The sequence below is a fragment of the Exiguobacterium sp. GL_137 genome, from assembly GCF_057834585.1.
On record NZ_CM174406.1, the window covers coordinates 2,356,747 to 2,368,731 of the forward strand.

Annotated in this window: 11 protein-coding genes and 1 other RNA gene; all 12 read right to left on the reverse strand. The window is 43.3% G+C overall.

What is annotated here, in order from left to right:
• Positions 1 to 12: 12 nt before the first annotated feature.
• The 12 genes from AC3IRK_RS12375 to AC3IRK_RS12430 all read right to left on the reverse strand — a co-directional run bounded on the left by AC3IRK_RS12375 (position 13) and on the right by AC3IRK_RS12430 (position 11,982).
• A complete protein-coding gene (locus AC3IRK_RS12375) occupies positions 13 to 522 on the reverse strand; it encodes a GNAT family N-acetyltransferase (RefSeq protein ID WP_026832191.1) in 510 nt (169 codons plus the stop codon).
• Between the two features lie 53 nt (positions 523 to 575).
• Positions 576 to 2,342: a hypothetical protein gene (locus tag AC3IRK_RS12380; protein WP_489170025.1), complete on the reverse strand. Its 1,767-nt coding sequence runs from the start codon at positions 2,340 to 2,342 to the stop codon at positions 576 to 578.
• Positions 2,335 to 2,778 (reverse strand): hypothetical protein, encoded by a 444-nt coding sequence (locus tag AC3IRK_RS12385; RefSeq protein WP_489170027.1) that lies wholly within the window; start codon positions 2,776 to 2,778, stop codon positions 2,335 to 2,337. Before AC3IRK_RS12385 ends, AC3IRK_RS12380 begins: the two co-directional genes overlap by 8 nt.
• Positions 2,775 to 3,914, reverse strand: a complete 1,140-nt coding sequence (locus tag AC3IRK_RS12390; protein ID WP_489170028.1) for a hypothetical protein — start codon at positions 3,912 to 3,914, stop codon at positions 2,775 to 2,777. Before AC3IRK_RS12390 ends, AC3IRK_RS12385 begins: the two co-directional genes overlap by 4 nt.
• 168 nt (positions 3,915 to 4,082) lie before the next feature.
• Positions 4,083 to 4,441, reverse strand: a transfer-messenger RNA (tmRNA) gene (gene ssrA, locus AC3IRK_RS12395).
• A gap of 58 nt (positions 4,442 to 4,499) precedes the next feature.
• Positions 4,500 to 4,970, reverse strand: coding sequence for an SsrA-binding protein SmpB (smpB, locus tag AC3IRK_RS12400; RefSeq protein ID WP_014971147.1), 471 nt, complete (start codon positions 4,968 to 4,970; stop codon positions 4,500 to 4,502).
• A 32-nt stretch (positions 4,971 to 5,002) separates the two neighbouring features.
• Positions 5,003 to 7,360, reverse strand: coding sequence for a ribonuclease R (rnr, locus tag AC3IRK_RS12405; RefSeq protein ID WP_489170030.1), 2,358 nt, complete (start codon positions 7,358 to 7,360; stop codon positions 5,003 to 5,005).
• 14 nt (positions 7,361 to 7,374) lie between these two features.
• A complete protein-coding gene (locus AC3IRK_RS12410; RefSeq protein ID WP_026827597.1) occupies positions 7,375 to 8,115 on the reverse strand; it encodes an alpha/beta hydrolase in 741 nt (246 codons plus the stop codon).
• Positions 8,116 to 8,216: 101 nt separating this feature from the next.
• Positions 8,217 to 8,450 carry a preprotein translocase subunit SecG gene (gene secG, locus AC3IRK_RS12415; protein WP_012371248.1) on the reverse strand — a complete coding sequence of 78 codons (234 nt, stop codon included), beginning with the start codon at positions 8,448 to 8,450 and terminating at the stop codon, positions 8,217 to 8,219.
• Between the two features lie 141 nt (positions 8,451 to 8,591).
• Entirely contained in the window at positions 8,592 to 9,506 is a 915-nt protein-coding gene (gene rbsB, locus AC3IRK_RS12420; protein WP_026827595.1) for a ribose ABC transporter substrate-binding protein RbsB, read from the reverse strand.
• A gap of 27 nt (positions 9,507 to 9,533) precedes the next feature.
• Positions 9,534 to 10,502, reverse strand: a complete 969-nt coding sequence (locus tag AC3IRK_RS12425; RefSeq protein ID WP_114595133.1) for an ABC transporter permease subunit — start codon at positions 10,500 to 10,502, stop codon at positions 9,534 to 9,536.
• A gap of 1 nt (position 10,503) precedes the next feature.
• Positions 10,504 to 11,982, reverse strand: coding sequence for a sugar ABC transporter ATP-binding protein (locus AC3IRK_RS12430; RefSeq protein ID WP_188004655.1), 1,479 nt, complete (start codon positions 11,980 to 11,982; stop codon positions 10,504 to 10,506).
• Between the last annotated feature and the right edge of the window lie 3 nt (positions 11,983 to 11,985).

Genomic DNA, 11,985 nt, shown 5'->3' on the forward strand with positions numbered 1-11,985 from the left:
GAGCATCTTTTTTTAGACTTCTTCTGCTGTAAATATTTTCGACATCGCCAGTTCGTCGACGTATTCGCCGTCAATAAACAGCGAAGCAATTCGTGTCCCTTCGATGTTAAAGCCAAACTTATGATAAAGCTCGATTGCCCGCAGGTTATCTTTCCGGACTGTCAGTTCGAGCCGGACAAGTCCCGCTTCAACGGCAAAGGCATCAACTGCTTCGAGTAATCCGGCACCAAGCCCGCGCCCCGTATAGGCATCCAGCAAGCCGATCACGAGGTTCGCCCGGTGACGGATTCGGCTTGGTTTGCCACCGACGACCAACACATAGCCAACGAGTTGCTCATCGACATCGACAACGAAGATATCTGAGTTCGCTGCCTGACCAAATCGTTCAATGAACGCTTCTGCCTGTTCCGTCGACATGCTGCGTTCTTCCGGTTCATACAACATATATTTTGTTTCCCGATCAATCCGTCGCATCAAATCCGATAAGGCCTTTCCGTCCATCAAGGTGGCACGTCGTATCATAGGTGTCAGCTCCGTTTCAAAGTATTTCGTGAATGTCTTCTATACTCTATGTTTTATTCTGATAAATTTTGAGAATTCGAATAAAATGGATTAAAACCAGTTTTTTTAGGCGTAACTAGATTTACAAAGTTATCTGGTTTAATATTTAGATTTTCATATTTTTCATCATCAAACATAAAGATTTGTAAATTATCTTTTCCTATTGATTGATATGCTGAATCAATAATACTTCCTAGTGCCTTCATATTATTTTGATCAAAAGTTTGAGATATATGATCAATCACTAATATCGGAATTAGAGGATATTTCCTTTCCGATAAAAGCATATCAAGAAAACCTAAGTATCCACTTAATTGAATCAGTGTATGTCTAGCCATACTACCGATGTAATAATTTTCGCGTTCGTTTTCGTTTTCGTTTTGATTTATATTAGATGAATTTTTAAGAATAGAAGGTTGTAAAATATTACCTTTCTTTAAATAGTTTATTTTAAATTCATTTTGCTTGATATCAGCGCTAACTACTGAAGAAATATTTTTTGCGGATTTATATATATTTGTTATAAAGGTAGATAACGATGCAATTTTTTCAACGTCATCTGTATTTTGGAGCAATTTCAATTCTTTTTTTAGCTCATTTATTTCATTTCGAACTTTTTTCATTAACTCCTCGTCATATTTTATATCTTCTGATAAGTAATCTTCAATAACTGCAATTGCTTTTTCTTTATCCATTAATGAATACATTTGAAAACCTGTTTGAGTGTCAACTATTTCTGTTTTCAAAAAATCACGTTGCTTTTTCAGTTCCAAAATAGTTTTGTCATTTAATAAATAATTCCCGAAAGAAATTGTAGTTTCAAGATTTGAGGTCATATCCTTTAGAGGAGCAATTAAATATTCAAAATCCTGATTAGAATCTAATAATTTTTCTAAATTTTTCAATAAGATAACTCTATTTTTATTATTTTTTTCAATCTGTTTCAAACTATTATTTTTATTTTCGTAAATTTTAATTTGTTCAGTTACATTGTTGTATATGACTTCTAATTTAGTGATCGACTCAGTATTTTTTCTCTTAGTTGTCTGTTCTAATTTCTTTAACTTATTTATTTCTTCTATAACTTCTTTTTTATTTTTATTATAAACTATCCCAATATCTAATTTTTTAAGATTATAATTAACCTGTTTGTTTACAAAATCATACTTTAAAGAATCGTTTTCAATTTTTTTAAGCTGTGTAGAAAGCCTCTTTAGTTTAAATTGAATGTTGTAAATTCTCTCTAAATTTTTATTGAATATATAATTTAAAATCGAAGGTAGCTTTGTTGCGTATTTAATTTCACTACATTTATCAAAAAAGTCTTGTATTGTGCCCTGTCTTTTTTCACCTAAAAAATTAAATAACGTGAAAGTTCTATACGTCAAATCTTCTTCCGCAAATTCACGAATACTTTTTAAATATTCAACATCTTTCGTAAATACACTATTTAGCTTTTCTTTGTATTGTTTTAAATCTAGAATTTGCAAAATTCCGAAATCTGAATAACCGAATTTACACTCAGTTGTGTTAATCGATCTAACAGCTCTGTATTCAATATTATCAAATATAAAAGTCATTCTTGCTTCTTTTAATGAATCTGAATACCAAGGCTTTTTACTTATATTTTCTGATGAACCAAACATGTAATCTATAAAATTATAAAATTCTGTTTTACCAGAGCTGTTTGTTCCTTTGAAGTAATTTAAGCCTTTTTTAAAATCGTATGTATAACTTTCTCCTTCATTACTAATCAAAACAATTTTCTTAATCTCAAACAATTTGTAGTACCTCCTTTAAAAATTGCTTATCATTAACTTTTTTTGATTCTTCAATAGCATTATTTAAAAAGGTTGTAGCTTTATAAATCATCTTCTTTTTCGATGTAGAACGGTTTAATAATAAAACTTCATTCTCGAGGTGCAATATACGATTTTCTAATAATAAATGAATTGCTTTTAAGATAAATTCAATACTTTCACAAAAGCTTTCATAATCTCCAGATAGCATTGATATACTTTTATTCATTAAATCGTTTTTATTACTTCCGTTATAAATTTTTTTTCGAAGGAAGTTATCATTTTTTATTAAGTATGCGTACAGTAAAGTTTTAACAACACTCAAGTCTTTATGCTCATAAAGAATATTCTCAACTATTTCACAATACATACTTACTTGTATTGTTTCAGACTCAAGTTTAATTTTTTTATTGTTCATTGGTCATCACTCCATGAAATTTGGTTGTATTCAATATCTTCACCGGTTAAATGGATAGCAACTCCATATCTAATTTGGTCAATGCTTGAATAAGAATTACTTCGATTTTTGGTTTCTTGTAATCTATTATATGGATCATCATTGTTATTTTTTATTAAACTAAATTTCACGTCTTCAAAGTTCTCATATGCTGTTTCTTCCAAATTATTTATTAAATTTATTTTATTATTTTCTAAATTCATAAATTTAAAATCTTTATAAAATTCATTATATTCAAGATGTCTAGCTATCATTTTTTCATTAATACCACAAGTAGTCAGCTGATAAAATTCTCTTGAACTAGCTATTTTCAAATCTTCTAGATTTACAGGGTTTGCATTTTTAAAATCAATATATGAAGGGTCAATTTTTTCTTCAGATATTCGAATTGAAATATCTTCTATTAATTTCATGAATTCTTGATATGTAAGTGTATATGGTATACCTTTTCCTATACTTGATAGTACTTTGACACTAATATGCTTCATCAATTCTGTAATTCTAAAACTATAAATTATTTCATTAACAATCCTTCTAAAATGAGTTGAAAATTCATCATTTATTAATTGATCAATATCAGATAAAGATTTAAATGAATACTTGCTTTTAATATTTAAATAGTCGATCTCAAATTGAGTATAGTTGTTAATATACTTTTCTTTCACTTTACTGATTGTTGCTTTGTTAGATTTATCCGAAGAAATAATTTCATCAAAGTATTCCTTAGCAGATTTATTAAACATATTATCTTTATTTTTATATTGATTGTCCGTCAACAAAATATAACTTTTAATATCTAATTCCGATTCTTCTAGTAAAAGCCAATTAAGAAAAACTTTAAATGAATCTGACGGAGACAAAGAAGTTCTCTTAACTTGCATAACAGTATGAGATTCGTTTTCTATAATCTTATTACATAGACTTCCCCATGATTTTTCAATCCCCTTAAAATTTGTTATACTTACATCTTCAATTTTTTCAAACTCTATTTTTGTTCCTTCCTTTAAATCTTTTAAAAAATATATAAAAATTTTTATTTGATAAGCAAAACCACCTAAACTATTAATTCCACCTTCATCAAATGTATTTTTTTTCATATTTTAAGTTCATCTCCCCCAACAATAAATCTAGATCACTAACATCTTATTATAACCATTTATTTTATTTACTACCAAAATAAGCGATAATTGTATTTAGTAATTAAAAAAACTGCCAAACTCCGAATTTAAGAGTTTGACAGTTCGTTGAAATCCACTGATTTCGTCGTATGGAGACGGTGGGAGTCGAACCCACGTCCGAAGGCATCGTATACTTAAGCTTCTACGTGTGTAGTCAGTTTATTGGGATCTCGTCGTCAGGCTGCCAATTGACAGGCGTCCGTCCGACCAGTCTGATTCCATCTCTTCTCTTTCCCTCCAGACGGAAGGGTCCAAGCGTAGCCTGTTTAAAGTGAGACCCTAGAAATCAGCCGACCAGGCGACGGCTGCTAGGATCCGTAGTAGCTATTAAGCTGCTGCGAGTTGTGTGTTAGTTTTGCCAGTTATGGCTGATGCGTTTTAACGAGGCCGACCCCTCGACACGCCACAGAAGACCGAACTACCCCCGTCGAATCCGTAACGTCCCCAAGATATAAAATTGGGGCTTTCCGAATACTATTATAATAGCAGAAAAGTGTTACGGGTTCAATACTTTTGCTTGTCGCGTAATGCGCGGTCGATATCGCGTTTCGCATCCTTCTTCTTAAGATCGTCACGTTTGTCGAATTTCTTCTTACCGCGGCCGAGTCCGATCAGACATTTCGCGTAGCCGTTCTTGATGTAGACCTTCAGCGGCACGATTGTATAGCCGTCGCGCGAGACAAGTCCCATTAAGTTTGCGATCTGTTTTTTGTGCAGCAACAGTTTCCGCGGACGGAGCTGTTCGTGGTTGTACCGGTTCCCTTGTTCGAAGTGGGCGATGTTCGAGTTCCAGAGAATCGCTTCCCCGCCGTCGAACCGGACGAACGCGTCGCCGATACTGATTTTTCCTTTACGGACCGATTTGATTTCGGTTCCCGTCAAGACGAGACCCGCTTCGATCGTATCTTCAATCGCATAATCAAACGACGCCCGTTTGTTGTTGGCTAATACTTTTGAACTTGTACCTTTTGGCATCTCTCTTCCACCACATTTCTAAACAGAAGCGCTTATTTGCGCTTCCGTTTTTTATTCGAGACCGCTTTATGGAACGGCGGTTTATCCTTCTTGTCCTTCAGCGCGAACCCTTTGCCTTTCGACTGGTCCTTCGGCTTACTCGGACGCTTCGACTTCCCGCGACGGTCGTCTTTCTTATCGTCGCGTTTTTGTCCCGGACGGCCGCCGCTTGAACGGATCGTCTTCGACTCAAAGCGTTTTTTCGGTTGACGTTCCGGCATGCCGACGACTGCAAAGTCGATCGTCTTCTCATCGATGTTGACACCGGTGACTTTAATCTCGACGACGTCGCCGATCCGGAACTGTTGTTTCGTCCGTTCGCCCATCAATTGATAGTTCGCTTCATCATAGCGATAGAAGTCATCCGTCATCGCCTGGATGTGGACGAGTCCTTCGATCGTGTTCGGTAACTCGACGAACATACCGAAGTTGGTCACGCCACTGACGACCCCTTCAAACGTCTCACCGATGTGTTGTTCCATATACTCGGCTTTCTTGAGCGCATTCGTTTCGCGTTCGGCATCGACGGCACGGCGTTCCCGTTTTGAAGCGTGATCGGCGATCTCCGGCAAGATGGCAGAGTAACGGTCCTGTGTCTTTTGCGATTTATCATTAAAGATGATGTACTCGCGCAGGAGACGGTGGACCATCAAGTCCGGATACCGGCGGATCGGTGACGTGAAGTGCGTATAGAAATCAGTCGACAGACCAAAGTGACCAATCGGTTCGACGTCATATTTCGCTTGTTGGAGCGACCGTAACATGACCGTACTGACGACGGCTTCTTCCGGTTCGCCTTCCACGGCATTCAGGATCGATTGCAACGTCTTCGGTGCGACCGATTCGCCTTTGCGCTCGACATTGATCCCGAAGTTCGCGATGAACTTGAAGAACGTATCGAGACGTTCTGCTTTTGGCTCATCGTGGATCCGGTACATGAACGGCAGTTTTTGGTGCTGGACGTGCTCCGCGACCGTTTCGTTCGCGGCAAGCATGAACTCTTCGATCAGTTTTTCAGCAACCGACCGTTCGCGCAAGATGATTTCGCTTGTCTTGCCTTCTTCGTTGACGAGGACTTTCGCTTCCGGGAAATCGAAGTTGATTGCGCCACGACGCGAGCGGCGTTCGCGTAAGATCGCAGCCAGTTCCGCCATCTGATCGAAGTTAGCGACGAGATCATGGTATTTTGCGACCACTTCTTCGTCTTCACGTTCGATGATTTTCCGGACATCGGTATACGTCATCCGTTCCACCGTCTTAATGACACTCTGTAAAATCTCATGGTTGACGACAACCCCGTTTTGATCGATTTCCATAATACAGCTGAGTGTCAACCGGTCAACGTGCGGGTTCAGTGAACAGATTCCGTTTGACAGACGGTGCGGAATCATCGGAATGACCCGGTCCACGAGATAAACACTCGTTCCGCGTTCGCGTGCTTCTTCGTCGAGCGGTGAATCTTCCTTGACGTAATGTGAAACGTCGGCGATGTGAACACCGAGCTCGTAGTTGCCGTTGCTGAGCTTCTTGACGTGAACGGCATCATCCAAGTCTTTTGCGTCAGCGCCGTCAATCGTGACCGTCACTTCCTTACGTAAGTCGACGCGACCGACGAGATCTTTCTCATCGATTTGATCGGGAATGTCATTTGCTTCCGCAATCGCGGCGTCCGAGAAGTCGACATTGATGCCGTGCTTGTGGACGATTGACAGGATATCGACACCCGGGTCGTTTTTATGACCGATGATTTGTAAGACTTTTGCGGTTCCGGCATAACGGCCGTCCGGATACTTCGTAATCCGCGCGAGGACTTTATGTCCGTCGACGGCACCGAGCGTATCTTCGTTTGCGACGACCGGCAGGAACGTCAGCTTCGAATCATCCGGCTCGATGTAGGCGATCGACTCAATCCGTCCTTTTGGATTGACGAACGTCCCGACGAAATCAGCCGGTCCGCGCGAAAGAATCTTGAGTAACTTTCCTTCACGGCGGTCCCCGCCGTTTGATTCAGCAAAGACTTTGACGAGGACACGGTCCCCGTTATAGACATTGCCGAGCTCCGGTGCCGGCAGGAAGATATCGCCTGCTGAACCGTCTTCCGGTGAAACGAATCCGAATCCACGTTGGTGGACCGAGATTTTTCCCGCAACTTGCCCGATTTGGGCGAGTGTCCCGTATTTGTTCGAACGGGTCCGCGCGACAAGCGCTTCTTCTTCGAGTTCATTTAACGTCCGGATCAGTTCCTTGAACTGTGCCGTATCCGTTAATTCCAGTTTTTTCGTTAATTGATCAATCGACAACGGACGTTCGTCCGCTGCGATGACCTCTAATATGCGTTCACGTAATTCCAACGTGACACCTCCAGTTAATGGCTCCAGTTCAAGCCGTCCAAAAATTCATGGATGTCTTGATGGAGCGTTTCTTTTTCTTTGTCGAGCGTAATGACATGACCTGAGTTCTCATACCAGATCAGATCTTTTTGTAAGGCACTGACACCATCGTGGATGATGTTGGCTGAATCCGTGTTGATCATATGATCATTGCGGGCTTGGATGACGAGTGTCGGTGCATAGACATCTTCGAGTGAATCGCGTGTATCTTTCAGCAAGGCTTGCAGATCCTTTAAGGTCGGCATCGGTTCGAACACAGCCATCTCCTGCTCGATTTCCTCGACCGATTTTCCTTCTCGCTTCTTAAATTCTCTGGCATACTCCGTGACTCCTGCATACATGACATCTTCACTTTTGATGTAAGCCGGCGCACACATCGGAATGACCGCTTTGACCGGACGGTGCATCGAAAGTCGAAGCGACATGACACCGCCGAGCGACAGTCCGCAGACCGCAATCTCGTCGTATCCTTTCGCTTTTAACTCTTCGTAACCGTCGAGGACATCCTGCCACCAGTCGGCTGGCCCGGTCTTCGTCAGCTCTTCGGGTGGGGCAGCGTGCCCTTTATATTGTGGTGCCAGTGATGTATAACCATGTTTTTGCAGGTAACGTCCGAGCATCCGGACATCGGCGCTTGAGCCGGTGAAGCCGTGCAACAGCAGGACTGCCCGGTTGCCGCCTTCAAAAAAGAATGGTTTTGGTAATGTAATTTTCATAAAATGATTCCCCCTCTAACTCTATACCCCAAAATGAAAATTTAGAAATCGAGAAAATAAGAAAAAACGACAGCGCGATCGGACGGCTGTCGTTTCAGTACTCACTTATAAAAAGCGACGAGTAACGCCAAGATAAAGAATAATGCCCCTAAAATAGACGCTACACGATTTAGGACCGCATCCAAGCCACGGGCTTTTTGGCGACCAAATAATTGTTCTGCCCCACCTGTCAATGCTCCGAGTCCAGCCGTACGGCCTGACATCAAGAGAACGACGATGATGAGAAGAACGGAAACGACGATGAGGCCGACAAGAGCCACGTTATGAATGATCATCGATGATCCTCCTTCAGTAATATACGCTTCTTTCATTATAGAGAAAAACAACTACGGGAACAAGGTATAGATTCGCGAAGTTCATCTTACCTCCAAAAAACACCAGCCGGCTGACAAAATCAGCCTGGCTGGTGAGGAAAATTATTGTTTGATGAGATCGAGTTCGACTGGAATGTTCTTCTCGACTGTTTCCCCTTTAAGGTGTTTGATCGCTGTGTCGATCCCCGTTTTACCGATTTCTGCCGGTTTTTGAGCAACGGTTCCGGCCATTTTACCATCTTCGACTGCTTTGACCGCATCATCTGTTGCGTCAAACCCGATGACTTTGACATCTTCCATGCCTGCTGCTTTCAACGCTTCAACGGCACCAAGGGCCATTTCATCGTTGTGCGCGAAGACCGCTTTGATGTCTTTGTTGTTTTGCAGGATGTTTTCCATGACCGACAGACCTTTTGCCCGGTCGAAGTTTGCTGATTGTTTAGCGACGACGTCAAGCTTGCTGTCGACTGCCGCGTGGAAACCTTCGCCACGGTCGCGTGTTGCAGATGCGCCCGGGATTCCTTCAAGTTCAACGACTTTCGCTTTGTCGCCAACGAGTTCGATCATGTACTCACCCGCTTGTTTCCCACCTGCTACGTTATCCGACGCGATGTGCGCGATGACGTCACCGGCTTCTGCATTGCGGTCAACTGTGATGACCGGGATGTCCGCATCGTTTGCTGTTTGAACAGCTGCACCGACTGCTGCTGAATCGGTTGGGTTGATCAAGATAAGATCGACTTTCTTTTGAATCATGTCTTCGATGTCGCTTGCTTGTTTGGCCGCATCATCTTGTGCATCCGCGACTTGTAATGTTGCGCCTTGTGCTTTTGCTTCTTTTTCTGCCCCTTCTTTAAGTGAAACAAAGAACGGGTTGTTGAGCGTCGAAATCGACAGACCAATCTTGAAATCTTTTGTTTTCTTCTCTTTTTCCGTGTCACTGCCCGGTTGTTCCGTCGAACAAGCCGCTGCGAAGACCATTAAAGCCATCATGACGAGTGCGAGTAGTTTTTTCATATCAATATCCTCCTTTTGGATGGTAAATCACGTAGTTTGTTTCCGGTCCGCGAGTACCGCGAACAGGATGACGAGCCCTTTGACGACAAGCTGGAAGAAGGACGAGACACCAAGCAGGTTCAGTCCGTTGTTGAGTGTCCCGATAATCAAGGCACCGATCAACGTCCCGACGATCCAACCGCGTCCACCAGATAAGCTCGTTCCACCAAGGACGACCGCTGCGATCGCATCGAGTTCGTACGATGTTCCGGCTGTCGGTTGCGCCGAGTTTAGACGCGACGTCAAGATGATTCCAGCAAGTGCTGCCATTAAACCAGACAGCGAGTAGATCAAAATCTTCACTTTGTTGACTTGAATCCCCATCAGTTTTGCAGCTTCTTCGTTACCGCCGATCGCATACGTGTAACGCCCGAACGTCGTTTTCTTCAGGATGAAGTACAGAACGCCAAAGGCAATCAACATCGTGACGACCGGAACCGGGAAGATCCAAATGTAGCCGCGGCCGAATAATTCGAACCAGCCACCCTGGCTGAGTCCGGTAATCGGCTTCCCGTCCGTATAGACGAGTGTCAGACCACGGAAGATCGTCATCGTCGCAAGTGTCGCGATGAATGGTGCGACTTTCCCGAGTGAGATGACCATTCCGTTTAAAGCACCCATGATTGCCCCGACGATCAAACCGGCAAGCACGGCGAGAATCGCGGACGTTCCGTCGGTCATCAGACCAGCGACGAACGCGGATGACAAGGCGAGGATCGAACCGACCGATAAGTCGATTCCGCCCGTTAAGATAACGAACGTCATCCCGAAAGCAATCAAGGCATTGATCGAAACTTGGCGTAAGATGTTAAATAAGTTATTAAGCGTTAAAAAGTCCGGTTCCATGATCGAAACGACGAGAATGATCGCGAACAGTCCGGCGAGCGGACCGAGCTTTTGACCAATCCCGAGTCGTCTCGGTTTCTTTTCTGTCAGTTTCCCTTGCATCAATTCCATGTCATTGTCCTCCTGTCGCAAGCGTCATGATACTCTCTTGCGTTGCCTCTTCTTGATTGAGCATGCCGCTCATTTGCCCTTCACGCATTACATAGACGCGGTCGCTCATGCCGAGGATTTCCGGCAGATCAGAACTGATCATGATGATTGCGACTCCCGATGCGGCCAGTTCGTTCATAATCATATAAATCTCTTTTTTCGCCCCGACGTCGACACCGCGTGTCGGTTCGTCGAGAATCAGGACATCCGGTTTTGTTCCGAGCCATTTCGCGAGGACGACCTTTTGCTGGTTCCCGCCTGATAAAGACTTCGCCGGTTGATCCATCGAGCTGTGCCGGACAGATAACGACTTGAGATATCCTTCGGCGAACTGCCGCTCCGATTGATCGGAGATGACACCGGACTTCGATAACGACCGGATTGTCGGCAAGGAGATGTTTTCCCGGAGTGAAAAATCGAGGAACAATCCTTCGCCTTTTCGGTCTTCCGTTAAGAAACCGAGTCCCTGTTTGATCGCATCGTGCGGTGATTTGATTTTGACGACGTTGCCGTTTAAGCTGATCGTCCCTGCTTTCATCCGGTCGACCCCGAACAAGCCGCGCATGACTTCTGTTCGTCCTGCTCCCATCAAGCCAGAAAATCCGACGATTTCACCGGCACGGACCGAGAACGAGACATCTTCAAACCGTTTGCCGGTTGCCCCGGTGACTTCGAGGACCGTCTGACCGAGTGTCACTTGACGCTCCGGATAGCGTTCGCCCATCTCGCGTCCGACCATTTCGCGGACGATCTGTTCAAATGAGGTGTCGGCAATCCGGTGGGTCGAGACAGAGACACCGTCCCGTAAGACCGTGATTCGGTCACACAGCTCAAAAATTTCTTCCATTCGGTGTGAAATATAGACGATCGAGACTCCTTGACCCCGCAATGCCGTCGCGACACTGAACAAAGCGCGGATTTCGCGTTCCGTCAAAGCGGCCGTCGGTTCATCCATGATGATGACCTTCGCGTCCGTCATCAAGGCTTTGGCGATTTCAATCATCTGCTGTTGTCCGACCGATAACGTCCGGGCGAGCTGATTCACGTCCATGAAGACATTTAATTCTGCCAGTTCGCGTTCAGCGAGCCGTTTCATTTCCGCCTGTTTCAGGACACCAAATCGGGATTTCAGTTCCCGTCCGAGAAACAGATTTTCAGTGACCGTTAAGTCCGGTAAGATATTCAGTTCCTGGTGGATGAAGGCAATTCCCGCTTCTTCCGCCAGTTTTGGATTTTTATACTGCTGTTCGACGCCGTCGACGAGAATCGTTCCTTGATCGGCTTTATGAACACCGGTCAAAATTTTCATAAGTGTCGATTTTCCGGCACCGTTCTCTCCCATCAAGGCATGAATCTCACCGGTCGCGAGAGTGAAGTCGACTCCCTTCAAGACGGGAACGGGACCAAACGCTTTTGTGATACCTGTCATCTCAATTTGCATCGT